Raw genomic sequence first — 20,732 nt, forward strand, 5'->3', positions numbered from 1 at the left:
TAGGTTAATTATTTTGATCCAGTTCAGCCAAAATTTCCACGGCTTGCTCACACAAAGCTCCATGGTGAGAACCATGGCTAGCCAGGATGCCGCCCCATTGCCGCACATCGCCCCGGTTATATACCACAGGAGTCTGGTCAAAATAGGTAAACTCCCCCCCCGCTTCGGTGAGAATTAACTCCGGGGCCGCAAAGTCCCAATCCTTAGCGGCGGATTTACCGGAGAGGGAAATGTACACATCACTTTGTCCCTCCAAAATCGTGACGATTTTACAGCCCACACTACCCACATAATGGCGATCGCCAAAGGGCAAACGATCAATCAAATCTTGGAAACGTTGGTCCCGATGGCTACGGCTCACCACTAAGGTTAAAGATTCTGGTTCAGTTTTAGGTTTTACTTTGACCAGGGTTATTTCCCCTCCCTTCGATTCCCGAAAACAGCCTTGCCCCTGGACAGCGTAGTAGAGCCTTTCTGCCTCTGGCACACCTACCAAGGCTAACATCGGCCGCTGGCGATAGGTCAGAGCAATGTGCAGAGCATATTCCCCGGTTTTATCAATGAAATCCCTGGTGCCGTCGAGGGGGTCAATGATCCAGACCCAATCCTGGGGTAACGGGTCAGTGCATTGGTGGGTTTCCTCGCTCAGGTAGCCAAACTCCCCTGGGCTAAAGGCTTTTTGTAGGGTGGCTAAAATATATTTGTTAGCCGCCAAATCCGCCGCTGTGACCGGGCCATCCTGTTTATTTTCATCAGCATTTAAATCGGTCTGATTTTTACCGCTGTAGTAAGACTGAAGAATTTCCATTGCCCCCCAACCGATGGTGCGGAGAGTGGTTAAACAGGAATCAAGGTTGGGTAACAAGTCACTATTGGTCATAAGGGTGAATGCAGTGGCAGCGAAAATCAAATCAGTAGTTTAGCCCAAAGGATCAACTTTAGCTTGGGTTAGGATTACCCCAGGAAGCTTACCCTTTAGATCACGCTCAAAATCCCAGCAGGGTGAAACGAACCAAACGATAGCCTAGACAAAGGCAAAATAGAACCATCAGAGCCGTTAGACTCGTAAGTACAATCCGCAAAAGTACTTTTTCGTAGTCGTTCCAGAAAGGTGGCACGGGGATAATTTTCGCAGTTGAACAAAATGAATTGAAAGTCAACTCATACGGTTTCCCGATGGGGTTTTGGCGACAAAATTAACAATTCCATCCTACTATCTAAGATCGGACTAGGTTAGTTTCATTATCTAGCCACCAACAATAATCCCTCGCATTGACTGCAATTTATGGAAATTCGCCGCCGTCCTCCCAATCCCCCCATCAATGTTGACATTCTCCAATACCAGATTAAGCATCCAGAAGCGGCGCCTCGGCATATTCTGGAGGAAATTGTTTGGCACAAGGAAAAGGAAGTGGCCCAACGGCGGGAATTGGTGCCCCTAGTCAAACTCCAGAGTTTGGTTAAGGATATGGCTCCCCCTCTGGATTTTGTCGGAGCATTGCGCCAGAGCCAGCGCCAACCAGCTTTAATTGCGGAAGTGAAAAAAGCTTCCCCCAGTAAAGGCATTATTCGAGCTGATTTTGACCCAGTGGCGATCGCCAAGGCCTATGAAAGGGGGGGGGCAAACTGTTTGTCGGTGTTGACGGACGAGAAATTTTTCCAGGGCAGTTTTGAAAATTTGCAACTGGTGCGCTCAGCGGTGCAGTTACCATTGCTGTGTAAGGAATTTATTATTTACCCTTACCAAATCTACCTAGCCCGGAGCCGGGGGGCCGATGCTGTATTGTTAATTGCCGCCATTCTTAGTGACAAGGATTTACGTTATTTCCTCAAAATTATCCAAGGTCTGGGTATGGCCGCGTTGGTGGAAGTCCACACCATGGAGGAAATGGACCAGGTGTTGGCCTTGGAAGGGGTGCAACTGATTGGTATTAATAATCGCAATTTGCAGACTTTTACTGTGGATCTGCAAACTACGGCGGATCTTTTAGACCAGCGACGGGAGCAATTAACCGAAAAGGGCATTACTGTGGTGAGTGAATCCGGTATTTATGAATTAGCTGATTTGCAAAGATTACAGCAGGCCGGGGCCCGGGCGGTGTTGGTGGGAGAATCCCTAGTGAAACAACCGGATCCTCAACAGGCGATCGCCACTTTGTACGGTGAAGTTTAATTGGGGCAGTAACAACTAGGGGGATAAATCCACCGATTCGGCATTGCCATGGTGCTGTTTTTGTTGCTGGAGCACCAATTGTTGCTTAACGGCGATCAGTTCTTGGTCTCTCTGTTGGAGCATTTCCGCCATTTGTTGAATGGTTCTAGCCAATGCGCCCAATTCATCGGCCCGGTTAGTGACTTCCTCCAACCCCAACTGGTCAGCTTTAAACGTGTTATTTTCAATGGCGGCGGCGATCGCCGCTGTAACGTAATAAATTTGGGCTAAGTCCTCCACACTGCGGTGATGGCGAGCTTCAAAGGCATCCATCACCTGGTTATAGCGGCCAGCAATGTGCCCCACTTCAGTGAAGGGATTGACCGGCACCCGCAAACTCAAATCATGGGTTTTGGCTTGGCGGTCCATTACCTGAAAAAGTTCGTAGGTTTCGGTGGTGGCCTGGTGTTCCGAAACGTTCAGGCCAATTTCCTCATCTTCGGGGGAAATCCGCAGAGCAAAGACCCGGTTAAGGAAGGTTAAAACTACCCAGGCTGAGCCGAAGGCTAAAAGGGCACAAATGCCAACACCCAATATTTGGACTCCACATTGTTGCCAACGATTCAGTCCTGTATCCACCAATGCCAATTGGCCAAACAGACCCACACAAAGGGTGCCCCAGACCCCAGCCCCGCCATGGACCGCAACCGCATCCACCGCATCGTCCACTCCCCAATGCAACATTTGTCTGCCCACTAAGTAGGCGATCGCCGCCCCCGTAGCCCCAATCACTATGGCGATCGGAGTGATGACCACATTGGCTCCGGCGGTAATGGCCACCAACCCAGCTAGGGAACCGTTCATCAGGGGTTCCACCTGGATCATTTTGTCCTGGAGAAGGCTGATCAACCCTGCCATCAACATGCCCCCCACCCCCGCCAACACAGTGTTGACAATGATGCCTGGCACAGCGGGAGTTAGAGCCAGAGTACTACCTCCATTGAAGCCCAGCCAGCCGAACCAAAGAATTAAGGTGCCGAGAACGGAAAATGGCATATTGGAGCCCTGGATTTTTGAGGCTTTGCCAGTTTTAGGAAAACGACCTTGACGGGGGCCGACTACTACAATGGTGGCTAAACCAACCCAGGCCCCGACGCTATGAACTACGGTGGAGCCAGCAAAATCCCGAAATCCCAAATTTTCCAGCCACCCCCCCATGGTTTCTATGCCCGCCGCTGTGGCCAAGCCATTCCACGCCCAGTCGCCAAAGAGGGGATAAATTAGTCCAGAGGCTAGACCGGCCACCAATAAATAAGCGGAAAACTTAAGCCGCTCCGCCGCCGCCCCGGAAATAATGGTGGTGGCAGTACCACAGAACATGGCTTGGAAAAGAAAAAAGACCGCTAAGGATGGCGCCTCACCGACGTTGACAAAGTTATAGCCCTCTCCCCACCAGCCCCCCCGGGACAGCCCAAACATAATACTGAAGCCAAATGCCCAAAAAAGGGCGACGGAGATGCCAAAATCGGCAAAGTTTTTAATGGCGACGTTAATACTATTTTTGGAACGGGTTAGCCCTGATTCCAAACACATAAAACCGGCTTGCATAAAAAATACTAAGCCAGCACAGAGCAACACCCAGAGTGTATCGATGGAGGTCATGGTGTCAGGGCCGCCTCTTGCCAACGGGCTTTGAGTTGTTTGCGTTTGAACTGATACTGTTCAGCAAAGCGGGGAATTTCGGAACGGTGACCAATAACAATGATGGTGTCATTCTCGTTCAAAATTTGGGAAGGGTGGGGATGGAGAATCGTACTGCCATCCGCCCGTCGTAGGGCAATGACAATGAAGGCTCCTTTACTGCGGACTTCCATTTCCATAATGGTTCGACCCATGGCGGGGGAATCTGGTGCCACAATTAATTCGTCCATTTGCACTTCTACGCTGGCCAACAGATCATTTAAAAAACCCCGTTCGTCAGGCCGATGGAGAAAATCCCGCCGGTTAGATTGGGTGATTAAATCCGCCATCTGAATGGCCCCCACCGTGAGAGGCAAAATTACTTGGTCTGCCCCTGCAAGCCGTAATTTTCTCTCGGTTTCGGGAATTTCCCCCCGGGCCAAAATGGTCAAACGGGCGTTAAGTTCCCGGGCGGTGAGGGTAATAAAAACGTTGGTGGCATCTTCTGGTAGTACAGTGGCTAGGGTTTGGGCTTTCATTACCCCCAGCATTTGCAATTGTTCTTCCCTGGTGGCATCCCCACAGTGGGCCAGATAACCCAAGGATTCGGCGATCGCCACTTGACTTGGTTGATTATCAATGATGCCAAAGGGCAAACCGGACTGCTTCAATTGCTTGGCCAAGACCTGTCCCATGCGCCCAAAGCCGCAAATAATCGTGTGGTCAGTCAAATTAGCAATTTGCCGTTGCCGTTGTTGATTCCCCAAAGCCCGATGGATTTCTCCCTCCGTCACCATTTGCACAAATGCTCCGACAATATAGACCGCAGAGGTGGTGCCCGCTAGGATAACCCCCATGGTAAAAAGTCTTTCCGCCGAGGTCGTGAGGGGACGCACTTCCCCGTAGCCTACCCCAAAAACGGTGATGACCACCATGTACACCGCTTCCGTTGTTGTCCAACCAAAACAGATGTAGCCCAAAGTGGCCAACACCAGGGTGACAGTGAAAAACAGTACCCCCAGCTTGAGCCGTTGATTGGAATTCTGCATGGTTAAACGGAACGAACGGCGATCGAAAAAGCCTAGGGACGGGAAAACACCGTCCGTATAGGCAGTTTATCAACCCTGACCCGGAAAATTGTGGCGAGGGACACTAAATTCGCAATTCTCGTTGTCATGAGGGTGGCTGGAATTTTGACATCGTCCAACTCGGCTAAAGCCGGGGGATTGCTAGACCCCGCAATCTAGGCTTTCTGCTTCACAGCCAGTTGACTAGACTGATTTACACCAGCCCCCGTCACCTCGACTCCACAGACATTTTCAATTCCCCGTTGCCCACGGGTACAAATCACTTGAGCGGCGGCAATATCCCTCGGTTTAACCGAGCCACATTCATGACAACGGTGCATCCTCACACTTAAGTCCTTTGAGACTCTAGCCCCACAATCAGGACATTGCTGGCTAGTGCCCTTGGGATCTACCTTGCCGTAGAAGACACCCCTCTGAAAACAGACCCAAGGCAAGATTTGATTGACAAATTGCTCCAGTTCCGCATCAAGAGTATGTCTACCTAACATTCCCTTGGCCATGATGGGAAAGTCTAGATCTTCCACAAATATGGAATTACCTTGGTCGCACAATTGATGGGCTAGTTTAAAATGCCAATCCTTTCTGGTATCGGCAATTCTTTCATGGAGTCTAGCTATCTTTTGACGAAGTTTAGCCTCATTAGCGCTGCCCCGTGGTTTCGTCTTTAGCCTTCGTTGTAGCAATTTAAGCTGACGCTGAAGTTCACCAAAGAAACGGGGACGCTTTACCTGAACACCGTCAGAAGTAGATAGAAAATACTCCAATCCCACATCAATACCAATGGGATGACCGTGAAAAGGCACATCGGGAACACTCACATCTAACTGTAGAGTGAGCATGACAAAATAGCCCGATGCTTTCCTGACCACCCGAGCCTGTTTAACCGCAAAACCTTCAGGCATAGGACGGGAATAGTACCACGCCACCTTGCCAATCTTCGGTAACTTGACCCCATCCGTATCCACAGGGTTTTTGCCTAATTGAGGAAAGACAAAAGAGCGTAGATTGTAACGCTTTTTAAATCTGGGAAAACCAAATCCCCTTTTGTGCATATCATCCCAAGCCCTGTCCAACTGCCTTAAGGTTTGTTGGAGTATTTGGGAATGGGCATTAGTCAATTCAGGAAATTGTTTTCTTGCCTCTGTTAAGCGTTTAGCCTGAATGTGCTAGTCAGGGAACGGCTCATCAACAGAGAGAATATATTCCCTCCGAATTGAGCAGGCGTTAACCGGAGACTTACGGGAAGCACACCAATCCTTGCGTTCTTGCAGGGCATAGTTCCAAACTTTGTGACAGACATTTAGGTTTTCCTCGATGTCTAACACTTGTTGTGGAGTTGGTTTTAGTTTGTAGGCGTAGGTCGTGGTTAACATACCCACATTTTAGTTTACACAAGATGTTTTGTGTGTAAGTGGTTGATGTGTTTAAATTAAAGCCATCCTCAAAGACGGGGTTTTAGACCCATTTTTCTGATAAAGAATTTACTCAATTTCCCAAAAGTTAACTGTCAAGATGGCGTTGATATCAGATTCGAATGGCCATGGGTCAGGGAAATTACAATTGGTATAGTCATCACGAACAGTTTCTAAGGCAAATTCCCAGGCTAAATCAAAGGATTGTTTCCAAATTGACTTCAAGCTAGGGGACGCTTTAATTTCTAGTCTAATCTGACGGCGTTGTTCTCGAATAGTCCGCTCCCAGCCATTATATTCTTGGGACATTTCTACATAGATTCGCTTCAGCAAATGCTCCAGTAAAGTAGCCAAGCGTTGTCTCAATTCTCGTTTTTGCGATCGCCCCAAATCTTCAATCTCCTCAATTAAATTTTCCACATCCAGATGATCAAAATCCCTGGCTTTGAGTTGGGCGATTATTTCTTCAGTCCAAAGCAAATAATCAATCTCGTAGAGGATCGTTGGCTTTATCTTGGTCTGCGCCATGATGTTAACTCCAGATAAAATTTTAAAAAAATGCAAATCTCGGCGGCAATTTAGCCCTACTTTAAACTACTAACTGTGTTCTACATAGAACTGAATAACTCAGCCCGTATTCGTTTGATATGGCAGTTATGGGTTGTGGCAATTTCAGCCAGTCTTTGACTACTGAAAAACAAAAGTGTAAACCTAAGCAGATTCCGGTTTAGGCAAAGAAGAAGGATGGAGCAATAATTCTGCTGTGGAGCGTTTTTCGACCATTTCCCTAGTAATTAAGCAATGGGTCAGGTCTTCTCGGGAAGGCAGTTCGTACATAACGTCTAACATTAATTCCTCCACAATGCCCCGTAGCGCTCTAGCTCCGGTTTTACGACGGTGAGCCTCCGTGGCGATCGCCCGCACCGCATCGGGTTTAAACTCCAGATCAACATGATCCATGCCCAATAGGGTTTGGTACTGCTTCACAATGGCATTGCGGGGTTGGGTCAAAATAGCAATTAGAGCATCTTCATCCAGGGGGTTCAGACAGGCCATCACCGGAATCCGACCGATAAACTCAGGAATCAGACCAAATTTAACCAAATCATCTGGCTCTGCTTGACGGAGCACATCTGCGGTACGTTTTTCCTTGCTTGGCCCCTCCCCTGGGCGCACAAAACCCATGGATTTTTTGCCAAATCGTTGTTCGATCACTTTCTCTAAACCCACAAAGGCTCCACCGCAGATGAAGAGAATATTACTGGTGTCAATTTGAATACAGTCTTGGTAAGGATGTTTTCTGCCTCCCTGGGGCGGCACATTGGCCACCGTTCCTTCCAACATTTTCAGCAAAGCTTGCTGTACTCCTTCCCCCGATACATCCCTAGTGATAGAGGGATTTTCACTTTTGCGGGCAATTTTATCAATTTCATCAATGTAAATAATGCCTCGCTGGGCTTCTTCCACATCCAAATCCGCCACCTGAAGGAGTCTTAACAAAATATTTTCCACATCTTCCCCCACGTAGCCCGCTTCCGTCAGGGTAGTGGCATCGGCCACGGCAAAGGGGACTTCCAAAATCTTCGCCAGGGTTTGGGCTAGCAGGGTTTTACCAGAACCCGTGGGCCCCACCAAGAGGATGTTCGATTTTTGTAATTCCACTCCCTCGCTAGGATCTGACTCCTGATTGCGCTCCAGCAGATTCAGCCGTTTGTAGTGGTTATAAACAGCGACGGAAAGTACCTTTTTGGCCTCATCTTGGCCAATTACATACTCATCCAGGTACTGTTTGATTGCCGTGGGCTTGGGTAATTCCTCCAGGGTGAGACGACGGCGAGGCTGGCCAGATTTTTTGTTTTTTGGGACTCCCCCTTCCCCCGCCGTAGCGGGGGGAACATCCAACAGCTCCTCATCTAAAATGTCGTTACATAGCTCCACGCATTCGTCACAAATGTATACACCAGGGCCAGCAATTAATTTGCGGACTTGCTCCTGGGATTTGCCACAAAAGGAACATTTCAGATGGGAGTCGTATTTGGGCATAAAACTAACCGAGGGAGGTGACGGGGGTAGTGGGATCGGGAAGATTGGGACGGTAAATTACCTGGTCGATGAGGCCATACTCCTTTGCTTCCTCTGCAGACATAAAGAAATCCCTTTCCGTATCTTCCTGGAGTTTTTCCATGGGTTGGCCGGTGTGTTCCACCAACATGGTGTTAAGACGATGTTTGATGTACAGAATTTCCCTGGCTTGGATTTCAATTTCCACCGCTTGACCTTGGGCTCCCCCTAGGGGTTGGTGGATCATAATGCGGGAACTGGGCAAAGCCATACGTTTCCCCTTACAGCCACCGGAAAGCAAAAAGGCTCCCATGCTGGCCGCTAGCCCAAAACAGATGGTGACTACATCGGGACGGATCTGTTGCATGGTGTCATAGATAGCCAATCCCGCATAGACTGAGCCTCCCGGGGAGTTGATGTAGAGTTGGATATCTTTTTCCGGATCCTCTGCGTCCAAAAATAAGAGCTGGGCCACAATGGAATCCGCCACTTGGTCGTCCACAGGGGTGCCCAAAAAAATAATTCTTTCCCTTAGCAGGCGGGAGTAGATGTCGAAGGACCGCTCCCCCATGCCAGATTGTTCCACCACCATGGGAACAACGCTTTGGATGTTATTACCCCCTAGGGTGCTGAGGGGAGAACGGTAGGGAGAACGGGAGTTGACCATGGGTTAGGTACGGAGAAAGGTAGGGGAAATTTAGGTAAAAAGCGGACGGTGATCTAACTAGCGCCCAAGGAGTGGTGGAAAGAAAAGATTTTGCCTTGCTTTGCTTTAGGTTAACTCAACTTTGCTGCTGACATGGTCTCATCTTACCTAGATTGACTTGAGCCTTGGGGGTTTACCGTCCTAGGGTCGAGAGGGCAGGGGGTTAGTCTGCCCTGTTAATTTGCCAACTCCAGGGATTTTTTCTCCGGTTTACGAAGGCCAGGCATGGGCCCCAAACCCAGGTCGAAAGTACGAGTTGAGGCAGTGGCCCCTAGACTTCGGAGGTGGCTTCCACGTCAACGGTGGTTTCGTCTCCATCGTCGTCATCCTCAGTTTCTTCCGTTTGGCTGAGGCTACCTTCGGGCAATAGTTCGATGGTGGCCCACTCCTTGAGCCGGTCTAGCACTTTATTTTCTATCAGGGAACTTTCCACAAAGCTTACCAGCCGGTCTTCGTCGATCTTTTCTCCCTTGAATTCCTGACGGAGTTCGTCGCAGCGTTCCTTAATTTCCGCCTCGGTGGGCTCAATTTTTTCCTCTTTAGCGATCGCCCCTATCATCAGTTGAGTTTTAAGGTTGGCGATCGCCTCCGGGCGGGAATTGTCCTTGAGAGTTTGGAGCATATCATCCCCTTGGCGGAAGAGCTGGGAAACATCCAGACCCATGCGTTCTAATTCCATGGCGGTTTGGGCCACTAGGCGATCGCACTCCTGTTTGATCATGGTTTCCGGTAAATCCCCGGTGAACAGTTCCCCCAATTTTTGCTTGATGGCGGCTTTAATGTTGTCATCGGTGCGTTGTTTGGCCTGATCCTGGAACTGCTTCTCCAGATCCGCCCTCAGTTCATCCATGGTTTCAAACTCGCTGACATCTTCAGCAAAGTCATCGTCCAATTCGGGTAGTTCCCGGAATTTAATTTCCTTGAGCTTAATTTCAAAGAGCACGTCTTCCCCGGCTACAGCTTCCAAGGGATAGTCCTCGGGAAAGGTTACGGGAATAAGTTTGGTTTCGTCGATCGCCATGCCGGCAATACCATCCACAATCCCAGTGACAAAACGACCTTCCTCTAGGGCCACTTCAAAATCAGAACCCTTTACTTCCGCGATCGCCTCTCCGGCTTGGTCACCTTCCGCTACTTCAAAAGCGGCATAGTCCACAATGGCCACATCGCCCAGGGCTGCAGGGCGATCCTCCACTGGTACTAGGGTAGCCCGTTTTTCCTGTTCTCCCTTGAGCCACTGCTCAACGGCATCGGCACTGTACTCAATTTCTTCCGCCTGGGCGGTGATTTTTTTGTAGCTCTCCGCCTCATATTCCGCTTCGGGGAACACATCCGCCGCCACTTTAATGGTGAGGGGCCCATCGGGGTCGAAGGTCTGGATCAAGTTTTCCATGTCCGAGCGCAGGGAAAAATTGCCGATGATGGGCAGTTCTTCCTGCTTAACTGCAGCTTTAATACTGTCGTCGATCAACTCTTCAATGGCCGTGGCTTTAATGTAGCTTTGTCCCAAACGCTGGATGACAATGGCCCGGGGCACCTTACCCCGACGGAACCCAGGAATATTAACGGTGCGGGTTAACTTTTTGACGACGTTCTCGTAAACCTTTTTCGACGCTGTGGCGGGAATCTCAATTTCTAGCCCAACTTGACTATCTGGCAATTTTTCCTGGGTAACTTTCATTGATGGGAAATCTCGATGGTGAAACAATGGGGGCAGTGGGCACTAAGTTCACCCCTGGAGGGCTGGGAAGGACTGCACAAATTGGTCTGTGGGCCCTTCTACCCGTGCTATGCTAGGTTCACTTAGACCGAGGGAAATGTTTCCCTTCTAGCCCCGCAACGCAATGACTCGGGGAAGACCTCTGGCGGTCAACCCAATTGATCATAATATAAGCCGGGTGCCATTTTTCCCTAGGGATAAGAATCTTTTCCTGCCGGGCCCATTGTTCCGTGGGTTAAAATTTTTTCCGTGGTGGCCACCCAGACCCGTTTGAACAAATTGGGCAAAATCAATAATTTTTCTAGCTGGACAATTCAATAATGGCCTTGCTGTTTACCGGGAAATGCCCTGCGCCACAATTTATTTTTTCCTTATCTTGCTAATTTTTTGCCCCAATGACTTTGATCAACTTGGCTGGATTGAGCAGCTTAATTGAGCTTAATGCCACTGTCTGAACGCCTTGCCCATCTTTACAATACAATGATCCTGATTAGCTACTGGAGGAGTAAGCCTTGCCATCACCGATACGCGTTGCCATCCTGGGGGCCACTGGGGCCGTTGGAACAGAATTACTGGGACTACTGGCCAGCCGGAATTTTCCCCTGGCGGATTTAAAACTGTTAGCATCCCCCCGTTCTGTGGGTAAAACCCTGGAGTTTCGGGGGGAAAAGTTACCGATCCAGGCGGTGGACGGGTCAGCCTTTAAAGACTGTGACCTAGTATTAGCCTCCGCAGGGGGTTCCACCTCGAAACGTTGGGCCGAGGAAATTACCAAGGCTGGAGCGGTGATGGTGGATAATTCCAGTGCTTTTCGCATGGTGCCGGAAGTACCCCTAGTGGTGCCGGAAATTAATCCCGAGGCGGCCCAAGACCACCAGGGCATCATTGCCAACCCCAACTGCACGACAATTTTAATGGGGGTAGCGATTTATCCCTTGCACCAAATTCAACCCATTCAACGCATTGTGGTGGCCACCTATCAGTCCGCTAGTGGAGCTGGGGCCATGGCCATGGAGGAAGTCAAACACCAAAGTCGGGATATCCTGGCAGGGAAAACTCCGCAAGCTAAGATTTTGCCCTATCCCCTGGCGTTTAACCTCTTCCCCCACAATTCCCCGATCACAGCTAATTATTACTGTGAAGAGGAAATGAAAATGGTGCAGGAAACACGGAAAATTTTCGCCGCAGAAGAGATCAGAATTACGGCTACCTGTGTGCGGGTACCAGTGCTCCGGGCCCACTCAGAAGCAGTTAACTTAGAATTTTCCACCCCGTTCCCAGTGGAACTAGCCAAAACGGCGATCGCCAAGGCCCCAGGGGTAAAACTGGTGGAGGATTGGCAAAAAAATTATTTCCCCATGCCCATGGACGCCACAGGACAGGATGATGTTTTAGTGGGACGTATTCGCCAGGACATTTCCCACCTGAATGGTTTGGACCTATGGTTGTGCGGTGACCAGATTCGTAAAGGGGCGGCCCTCAATGCGGTGCAAATTGCCGAACTATTGGTGGAGCGGGGTTGGTTGTAGAATTTTTCCAAACCCGCTGATGATCACTTATCCGTTGCCCTTTTTCCGTTGAGATAGTCTATGGCTGATTTTGTAAACGCTTCCCCCTTTGGCTCTGTGTTAACTGCTATGGTCACCCCCTTCAATGCCGACGGCGGGGTTGATTATGGGGTAGCGGAAAAATTGGCTGACCATCTTATTACCCATGGTAGTGACGGCCTGGTGGTCTGTGGTACCACGGGGGAGTCCCCCACACTCTCCTGGGAGGAAGAGCATGAACTATTTCGGGTGGTTACACAAACCGTCGGCGATCGGGGTTCCGTCATTGCGGGCACCGGCTCCAACTGCACCCGAGAGGCCATGGAAGCGACCCAAATTGCGGCCAAGTTGGGGGTAGATGGTTCCCTCCAAGTGGTGCCTTACTATAACAAGCCGCCCCAGGAAGGTTTATTGGCCCATTTCGAGGCGATCGCCCGCTGTGCCCCGGAGTTGCCCATGATGTTGTATAACATTCCCGGCAGAACAGGCCAAAATTTGGCTCCGGAAACGGTGTGCCGTCTGGCGGAGGTGGAAAACATTGTGGCCATCAAAGAAGCCACCGGCAGTTTGGAGCAAGCTTCCCTGATCCGGGCCCAGACACCGGAAGATTTTGCCATCTATGCTGGGGATGATGTGCTCACTTTACCTCTCCTGGCCGTGGGAGGAGCCGGGGTGGTCAGCGTGGCCAGCCATCTCGTTGGCGATCGCCTACAGGCCATGGTGCAAAACTTTGCCCAGGGAGCAACGGCCCAAGCCCTCGAAATTCATTTGCAGTTAATCCCCCTATTTAAAATTCTCTTCTGTGCCACCAACCCCATCCCCGTCAAAACGGCCCTAGGACTCCAGGGTTGGCCCGTGGGAGCCTTCAGACCCCCTCTCTGTGCTCTGTCCTCCGGTCACACCGAACAACTGCAGACCGTACTAAGGGATTTAGCCTTACTTCCCTAGGGGAGAGAAGCCCGGGATAACTGTTGGGTCAACCGGAGGAAAATAGACTGGATCAAAGAAGAAAATTGACCTTAGCCATGTCAGTCAAAGGGCCGCAATAACTGGCCACAATAATTTTTGATCAATTATCATCAACACCATTGTTAAACCCCAACCCAATGTTGATAATTTCTCGATTTTTTTCTCAGCATAGGTACTTATCTGGAGAGTGTGTGCTAGAATGGCATGAACTTAAGAGCGAAGTAAGTTTTTCAATCCCGTCCAAACCTGAATAGATAATCCATCCTCTATGCAAGCTAGTTCATTACACCGATTAGCTACCAGCTTTAGCGTTTTCTCCCAAGGTTCCATAGTTTCCGAGTCCAGGATGAGCTAAGTTTTTCCCAATCAGTCTTCATTTCCGCTCTCCGGCACTAGAGCTTGCTTTCTCCCCAATGGCTTCAGAGATCACAAATACATTCACTCCCTGGGACTTTGCCAAAATTCGATTCTGCCCATCCCCATTCCCCAAGAAACCAGGTGGAATACTAACCAAAAGATTGAATTGCATTGGTCATTTGCTGGTCACTTAGCCCCACTTTTGCTCTATTCAAGCCTCAGTTTTTCTTTGATTTCTTCAAGTTGTGCCGCAACTGTTGATTTTTTCTAGCTAAATTACAACGTTTTTTTATTTACACTATGGCTAAAAATACCCAAACCCCTACCCTCAAAATTCTTCCCCTCGGTGGCCTGCACGAAATTGGCAAAAACACCTGTGTCTTTGAGTACGACGATGAAATTTTACTGCTCGATGCTGGACTCGCTTTTCCCACCGATGACATGCATGGCGTCAATGTTGTACTGCCCGATATGACCTATTTGAGGGAAAATCGCGAGAAAATTAAGGGCATGGTGGTTACCCACGGCCACGAAGACCACATTGGTGGCATCGCCTATCACCTCAAACAGTTTGACATTCCCATTATCTACGGCCCCAGGCTAGCCATGGCCCTACTGCGGGACAAACTGGAGGAAGCGGGCATGCTAGAGCGCACCAATTTACAAACCGTCTCCCCCCGGGAAATGGTGCGTTTGGGTAAATCCTTTGTGGTGGAGTTTATCCGCAACACCCACTCCATTGCCGACAGTTACTGCCTGGCCATCCACACGCCCCTGGGGGTAGTTATGCACAGCGGGGACTTTAAAATTGACCATACCCCCATTGATGGCGAATTTTTCGACCTGCAAAAGGTGGCGGAATATGGAGAAAAAGGAGTGCTTTGTTTACTGAGCGACTCCACCAATGCGGAAGTACCGGGCATTACCCCCTCCGAGGCCTCCGTCATTCCTAATCTAGACCGGGTTTTTTCCCAGGCGGAAGGTCGTTTGATGGTGACTACCTTTGCTTCTTCCGTGCACCGGGTCAATATTATTCTCAGCTTGGCCCAAAAACATCAGCGGAAAGTGGCGGTGGTGGGACGGTCGATGCTCAATGTCATTGCCCATGCCCGTAAGTTGGGTTACATCAAATGCCCAGACAATTTGTTTGTGCCCTTGAAGGCGGCCCGCAATTTGCCGGACCAACAACAGTTAATTTTAACCACCGGCTCCCAGGGGGAACCCCTTGCGGCCATGACCCGGATTTCTAAGGGAGAACATCCCCAGATTAAGATTCGCCAGGGTGATACGGTGGTCTTTTCGGCTAATCCCATCCCCGGTAACACTATTGCGGTGGTTAACACCATCGATCGCCTGATGATGCAGGGGGCCAATGTAATTTACGGTAAACACCAGGGCATCCACGTTTCTGGCCATGCTTCCCAAGAAGAACACAAAATGTTGCTGGCCCTCACCCGACCCAAGTTCTTCGTCCCTGTGCACGGGGAACACCGTATGTTGGTCAAACACTCCCAGATGGCCCAGGCCCAGGGCATTCCCAGTGAAAACATTGTCATTGTCAATAATGGTGATGTAATTGAACTGACCGGCGATCGAATCCGGGTGGCGGGGCAAGTGCCTTCCGGCATTGAATTAGTAGATCAGGCGGGGATTGTCCACGAAAGTACTATGGCGGAGCGGCAACAAATGGCCGAAGACGGTCTGGTGACGGTGGCGGCGGCCCTGAGCAAAACTGGTACATTGTTAGCTTATCCGGAAGTCCATTGCCGAGGCGTGGTGATGACCATTCAACCTAAATTGCTGGAAGAACTGATCGTGCGTACCATCGAGAATTTCCTTACGGAGCGGTGGTCAGAGTTCACCCATGGTTCCAACGGCTCCACGGAGGTTAGTTGGAATGCCTTACAAAAAGAGTTGGAGTCCAGCCTGCAACGACTAATTAAACGGGAACTGCAAAGTAGTCCCATGGTTTTGTTGATGTTACAAACTGATACGCCCATCGAACTGGATCAAGTCCCCCAAAGCATCAGCGTCAGCTCTAGTACTCCAACACCCCGTAAAAAAGTGGTTCTCACTAATAAAACTCCAGAACCGAAGGTGAAAGCTAAACCGGAGAAAAAAGTGGTTGCCACTGCCGAACCTAGCGCCCAACCGGTCAGTACAACTAAGGTTTACCGTCGTAGCCGCAAGCGCTCCACCACTTCTGTTTCTTCCTAATATCGAGTATTGTTTTGGCTGGGGTTCTTGGTGTTTTATCCATTGGGCCCCGGCCAATTTCTTTGTCAGTCCGGTAATTGTCGAGCAAAATTAATGTCCACTGTAATTCCTACTTCCCAAGAGCCTGTCACCCTCCCCAATGAAATTCTGGAAATTTCCATTAGCATTGCCGTCAAGGAGCTAGACCCAAGCCTGGTCAATGAACAATTTTTGAAGTTCAGTGGCATTGTGCCCAACGAATGGGAGTTGAATCAACAGCCAGTGGTGAGTAAAGCTGGCTCCCAATTGGTGTTTAAAAATGGACTCAGCATTGTGGCCCAGCCCCGTTCCTTGACGTTTTTAGAAGGGATGAACGATAAAACCGTGGAAGTGATAAACGTGGGCAAAGTCGCCAGTGCCTTTGTAGAAAAATTACCCAATGCCCAATATAACGGCGTGGTAGTAACCCCCAAATGCCTAATTCCCCTGCCGGATCAAAACGACGGTGCTCGAAAGTTCATTACTGGTACTTTGCTGGCATCTGGTTCCTGGCAAGATTTGGGCAAAGCCCCCGTACAGGCGGCGGTGGAATTCACCTATCTTTTGGAAGGCTGTCAATTTAACCTTAAAGTTAACCAAGCGACTTTGCAGATTCCTGATCGCCAGGCGGTGAGTGCGTTGTTGTTTGCGGGTAATTTTAATTACAGCTTGAACAATCCTAACCCCCAAGAACGGGTAAACGTAGCAAAACAGTACATTGAAGCGTGGCAATCTGACTTGGATACATTTCGAGCTATTGTCCACGAAAAATTCTTGGCCGAGCAACAGCCCCAAACGGTTTTTGGTTAATTAATTCTCTCTGTCTTCCAGTTTCAGACCAGGAAGTTAACCAGTAAAAACTCGTATTTTATCCATGAATACCAGGCCCCCTCGACAACGATTGATTGGTTTGACAGGGGGCATTGCCACGGGCAAAAGTACTGTCACAGATCTTTTAAATCAAAAATATGGCGTTCCCATTCTTGACGCCGACCTTTATGCTCGCCTATCAGTGGCACCGGGTTCTGGGATTCTATTGGCGATCGCCAGGCGTTACGGCCCGGAAATTGTCGATCAACGGGGACAATTAAATCGGCAAGCCCTGGGGGAAATTATTTTCAATAATGTCCAGGAAAAACAATGGCTGGAGTCCCAAATTCATCCCTTTGTTAAGCAGTGTTTTTGGTCTGCCTTAGCTCAATTAGAACAGGAGCAAACGGTGGTATTGAGTATCCCCCTATTGTTTGAAGCCCAGTTAACGCATTGGGTGACAGAAATTTGGGTGGTGACCTGTGACCCGACACAGCAAGTAGAAAGATTAATTAGGCGCAATGGTTTGACGGAGGCACAGGCTTTAGCCCGCCTTGCCAGTCAGATGCCTTTAGCGGAAAAAATTGCCCAAGCGGATGTGGTGCTGGATAACTCTGGGCAAATTGCCGACTTAGAACCACAAATTGTCAGGGCTTGGGATAACCGTTAACATTTTGTTGCACTGATACTCCAACTTGGCGATCGCCAGAGCGCAAACTGGACTAAGATTAAGTTCCGCCGCGGTAAACGAAGCCCAAGAACCCCTCGGGACAGAAATCGGCGGAATTTACATATTTTAGCTACTACCATATTTAGCGCTTTGCCTCTACAATAAGACTCCCCGCACACTAGATATGGAGTCTTGCTCCGGCAAGGCCAATGGCAGAATGAATCACTTGCAAGAATGGCGGCAAAGTTGTGTGGACGACCAACTAACCCGTCTTAATGTTACTCCCCTGCTGGGGGACGCCCCCGCCCAACATTTGCTTTATGCCGATGCTATCCAGCGTCGTAATGATGGCCGGGTTAGTGATGGTCTGTTGAAACGTTATGCTCATGTGGCTGCGGGAGGCTGGTGGTGTTCCGGCATGGATTTGCTGTCCGGAGAAAAGGATTTATGGGGTTGTTTTAAACCCGATCGCCCGAGACAGGATGGGGAAAGCAGTAAAACTATTAAATATGAGCATCCCCCCAAAACCCCCACAGGAATTTTTGCCCTACGGGTTCCCCCCCATCTTTGGGAAAGGATTGCCGCCAAAGCAGGGGTAACCCTGACAACGGAGGATCAAGATCCTGACCAGCCGGATTTAGGCTTTTGGCAATGGTTAATGGGCCATCCAGAAATTCCCTTGGTAATTACAGAAGGGGCAAAAAAGGCCGGTGCTTTACTCACGGCAGGCTACGGGGCGATCGCCTTACCGGGAGTCCACAACGGTTATCGCACCCCCCGGGATGAGCAAGGACAACGCATCGGCAAATGTCAATTAATTCCGGCCTTGGGTAAATTAGCCACTCCCCGGAGGCAAATTTTGATTGCCTTTGACCAAGACAGTAAACCCAAAACTATCCAGCAGGTGAATTTAGCCATTCAACGGTTAGGCTATCTGTTCAGTCGCCAGGGCTGTGAAGTCAAAGTTTTGCAATGGGAGCATCACCTTGGTAAGGGCATTGATGATGTGATTGCCCACCAAGGCAGTGATTGCCTACAACAGTTGGTCACTAAGGCCCTACCGCTGGAAATTTGGAAGGCCCACCGGCTCAACCGCCTCACCCATAACCGGGGTGTGGAAGTGGAAGCTCGCTATTTACCCCCCCTGGCCATTCCCGCTGAAGAAAAATTAATTGCCCTACGATCGCCAAAGGGCACGGGCAAAACCGAATTTTTGGCCCACATTGTCCGCCAGGCCCAGGTCGAACACAGACCGGTACTGGTAATTGGCCACCGCATCCGTTTAGTGCAGGAACTCTGTCACCGTTTTCAATTGCCCTATGTGGGGGACTTGTCATCTTCTCCCCTGGCTTGCCAAAGGGGTTTTGGTCTGTGCATCGACTCTCTCCATGGCCACTCCCAAGCCCAGTTTGACCCTGAACAGTGGCAGGATTGCCTCATTATCATCGACGAAGTGGAGCAAGTGCTTTGGCACGGACTTAATTCCGACACCTGCCGCCGTCAGAGGGTCGCCATTCTCCGTAACCTCAAGCAACTACTGCAACATAGCCTAGGGGGAGAAGGACAAATTTATGTAGCCGATGCAGACTTAACCGATGTTTCCCTTGATTATTTGATCAGTTTGAGCGCCATTCCCCTCCAACCCTACGTGATCCGTAACCATTGGCGGCCGGGGGTAGAAGAAGCTTGGCCTATTTATCACTTTGGCGAAAACGATCCCAAGCAACTGGTCAAACAACTGTTACACCATATCCGGGAAGGGGGTAAACCATTCGTTTGTTTATCCGCCCAAAAGCTCACCAGCGCCTGGGGCACCCGCAACTTGGAAGCCTACCTCAAAAAACAGTTTCCCGATCGCCACATTTTACGCATTGACGCCGAATCCCTCTCCGATCCCCACCATCCAGCCCATGGCAGTTTAACTAACCTCAATCAGGTGTTGGCCAACTATGACATTGTGCTCAGCAGTCCGGCAGTGGAAACTGGGGTCAGCATTGACCTGCAAAATCATTTCACCTCTGTTTGGGGTATTGCCCAGGGCATCCAAACCGCCACTTCCGTTTGTCAATCCCTCGGCCGCATCCGTCAAAATATTCCCCGCTATCTCTGGGCCGCCAGCTATGGCTTTAACCAAGTGGGCAATGGAGCTACGGCCATTAGCAAATTCCTCACCGCTGGTCATCGCCTCACGGAGGTCAATATCCGTTTACTGCAACAGTCTGACCTGGATAATTTGGATGATTTAGACACGGGTTTCCAAGCAGAATCTTTGCTCTGCTGGGCCAAAATGGCGGTGCGTATTAACTTAGCCATGGTCAATTACCGCGAATCCATTCTCGGACTTTTGCATCAGGAAGGGCATCAGTTATTGGGGCCGCCCCCAGCTTTACCTTCCCTCCCGACCCCGGCCAGTGACCCCGACCATCCCCTCAGTACGGTCGCTCCTCAGCCCCTGCAGCAGGCCATTGAAGCGGTGCGAGCACAGAATTATCTGGCTGATTGCCAGGCGATCGCCGACGCCCAACCGTTAACGGAGCCGGAATATCAACAGCTAAAGAAAAGGCTGGTGAAAAATAGCCACGAACGTCAAAGATTACGCCGCCATGAACTGGCCCAACGCTATGGCATCCCCGTGACGGCTGATCTGGTGCAAAAAGATGACCAAAATTGGTATCAAAAACTGCGTTGGCACTACTTCCTCACTGTGGGGCGACCATTCCTCGGCGATCGGGACGCTAAAATCGCCCGCTTACTATTGGACCAAGGGCAGGGTAGTCTCTTTTTACCGGATTTTAATGGCTCCCAGCTAGGGGCAATCATTGGTACTTACGATATCATCGGTATTCCTATTCTCCTCAGCCATTCGCAACGGGAATTGTCTGCCCTGGATGAGGATTTAATGGCTTTAGGCAAATTAGCTTTAGCGAACCGGGATGACATCAAAACGTTGGTGGGCATTGGTTTGGCTAAAAATTCTAGTCCCATCACCATTGTCCGTCGCTTCCTAGAAAAATTAGGCTTTGGTATTAAATTAGCCCGTACCCAAACTGTGCAGAAAAAGCGGGTGCGAATTTATCAAATCACCTGTCCCCAGGATGGGAGGGAAAAGGTCTTCCAGGCCTGGCTCCAAGGCGATCGCCAATGTCCCGGTAGTTCGGAACAATGGATGGCGGACTACTGGCAAAAATTACAGGGTGCCCCCAGGGTGGAGGATCAGAATCAGCCCTTTGTGCAACTTAGCCTGGAGTTGGGGTAGCTCTGATATCTGGATTTGTCTTCTAAATTTATCTACTAGGGCTTCAGTAATGCTAGAGAAGTTTGATCC

16 protein-coding genes are annotated in these 20,732 nt (G+C 49.8%); 7 read left to right on the plus strand and 9 right to left on the minus strand.

All coding sequences use genetic code 11. The features are described 5' to 3' along the window. Window positions 1-4: 4 nt before the first annotated feature. The gene (locus IQE94_RS09445; RefSeq protein WP_212717764.1) at window positions 5-880 is read right to left on the minus strand and encodes a 3'(2'),5'-bisphosphate nucleotidase CysQ; all 876 of its coding nucleotides are present in this window, start codon (window positions 878-880) and stop codon (window positions 5-7) included. Between the two features lie 405 nt (window positions 881-1,285). Here IQE94_RS09445 and trpC point away from each other — a divergent pair, with 405 nt between their 5' ends. Next, a complete protein-coding gene (trpC, locus tag IQE94_RS09450; protein ID WP_212717766.1) occupies window positions 1,286-2,173 on the plus strand; it encodes an indole-3-glycerol phosphate synthase TrpC in 888 nt (295 codons plus the stop codon). A gap of 15 nt (window positions 2,174-2,188) precedes the next feature. Here the strand turns inward: trpC and IQE94_RS09455 are convergent, their stop codons facing one another. From IQE94_RS09455 to tig, 8 genes are all read right to left on the minus strand, one after another. Next, entirely contained in the window at window positions 2,189-3,814 is a 1,626-nt protein-coding gene (locus tag IQE94_RS09455) for an ammonium transporter (RefSeq protein ID WP_212717768.1), read from the minus strand. Further along, window positions 3,811-4,881 carry a TrkA family potassium uptake protein gene (locus IQE94_RS09460; RefSeq protein ID WP_212717770.1) on the minus strand — a complete coding sequence of 357 codons (1,071 nt, stop codon included), beginning with the start codon at window positions 4,879-4,881 and terminating at the stop codon, window positions 3,811-3,813. The genes IQE94_RS09455 and IQE94_RS09460 overlap by 4 nt, the downstream gene beginning before the upstream one ends. A gap of 194 nt (window positions 4,882-5,075) precedes the next feature. Further along, a complete protein-coding gene (locus IQE94_RS09465; protein ID WP_255611402.1) occupies window positions 5,076-6,083 on the minus strand; it encodes a transposase in 1,008 nt (335 codons plus the stop codon). 3 nt (window positions 6,084-6,086) lie between these two features. Next, window positions 6,087-6,293, minus strand: a complete 207-nt coding sequence (locus IQE94_RS09470; protein ID WP_223341803.1) for a helix-turn-helix domain-containing protein — start codon at window positions 6,291-6,293, stop codon at window positions 6,087-6,089. A 108-nt stretch (window positions 6,294-6,401) separates the two neighbouring features. Continuing rightward, on the minus strand, window positions 6,402-6,860 hold the full coding sequence (locus tag IQE94_RS09475) for a DUF29 domain-containing protein (RefSeq protein WP_212717772.1): 459 nt from the start codon (window positions 6,858-6,860) through the stop codon (window positions 6,402-6,404). A 183-nt stretch (window positions 6,861-7,043) separates the two neighbouring features. After that, window positions 7,044-8,375, minus strand: coding sequence for an ATP-dependent protease ATP-binding subunit ClpX (clpX, locus tag IQE94_RS09480; RefSeq protein ID WP_223341804.1), 1,332 nt, complete (start codon window positions 8,373-8,375; stop codon window positions 7,044-7,046). Window positions 8,376-8,379: 4 nt separating this feature from the next. Then, the gene (gene clpP / locus IQE94_RS09485) at window positions 8,380-9,060 is read right to left on the minus strand and encodes an ATP-dependent Clp endopeptidase proteolytic subunit ClpP (RefSeq protein WP_194016074.1); all 681 of its coding nucleotides are present in this window, start codon (window positions 9,058-9,060) and stop codon (window positions 8,380-8,382) included. Window positions 9,061-9,370: 310 nt separating this feature from the next. Beyond that, on the minus strand, window positions 9,371-10,780 hold the full coding sequence (tig, locus tag IQE94_RS09490; protein WP_223341805.1) for a trigger factor: 1,410 nt from the start codon (window positions 10,778-10,780) through the stop codon (window positions 9,371-9,373). Between the two features lie 551 nt (window positions 10,781-11,331). Here tig and IQE94_RS09495 point away from each other — a divergent pair. The 6 genes from IQE94_RS09495 (at window position 11,332) to IQE94_RS09520 (ending at window position 20,663) form a co-directional block, all read left to right on the plus strand. After that, window positions 11,332-12,348 carry an aspartate-semialdehyde dehydrogenase gene (locus IQE94_RS09495; protein ID WP_212717787.1) on the plus strand — a complete coding sequence of 339 codons (1,017 nt, stop codon included), beginning with the start codon at window positions 11,332-11,334 and terminating at the stop codon, window positions 12,346-12,348. A gap of 60 nt (window positions 12,349-12,408) precedes the next feature. Then, window positions 12,409-13,314 carry a 4-hydroxy-tetrahydrodipicolinate synthase gene (dapA, locus tag IQE94_RS09500; RefSeq protein WP_212717789.1) on the plus strand — a complete coding sequence of 302 codons (906 nt, stop codon included), beginning with the start codon at window positions 12,409-12,411 and terminating at the stop codon, window positions 13,312-13,314. Between the two features lie 678 nt (window positions 13,315-13,992). After that, on the plus strand, window positions 13,993-15,909 hold the full coding sequence (locus IQE94_RS09505) for a ribonuclease J (RefSeq protein WP_194016067.1): 1,917 nt from the start codon (window positions 13,993-13,995) through the stop codon (window positions 15,907-15,909). A 93-nt stretch (window positions 15,910-16,002) separates the two neighbouring features. Further along, window positions 16,003-16,737, plus strand: coding sequence for a hypothetical protein (locus IQE94_RS09510; RefSeq protein ID WP_194016066.1), 735 nt, complete (start codon window positions 16,003-16,005; stop codon window positions 16,735-16,737). A 64-nt stretch (window positions 16,738-16,801) separates the two neighbouring features. Further along, a complete protein-coding gene (gene coaE, locus IQE94_RS09515; protein WP_212717790.1) occupies window positions 16,802-17,407 on the plus strand; it encodes a dephospho-CoA kinase in 606 nt (201 codons plus the stop codon). A gap of 217 nt (window positions 17,408-17,624) precedes the next feature. Next, on the plus strand, window positions 17,625-20,663 hold the full coding sequence (locus IQE94_RS09520) for a plasmid replication protein, CyRepA1 family (protein ID WP_223341806.1): 3,039 nt from the start codon (window positions 17,625-17,627) through the stop codon (window positions 20,661-20,663). Window positions 20,664-20,732 lie beyond the last annotated feature (69 nt).

The organism is Synechocystis sp. PCC 7339, from assembly GCF_019924095.1.
Classification (GTDB): domain Bacteria; phylum Cyanobacteriota; class Cyanobacteriia; order Cyanobacteriales; family Microcystaceae; genus Synechocystis.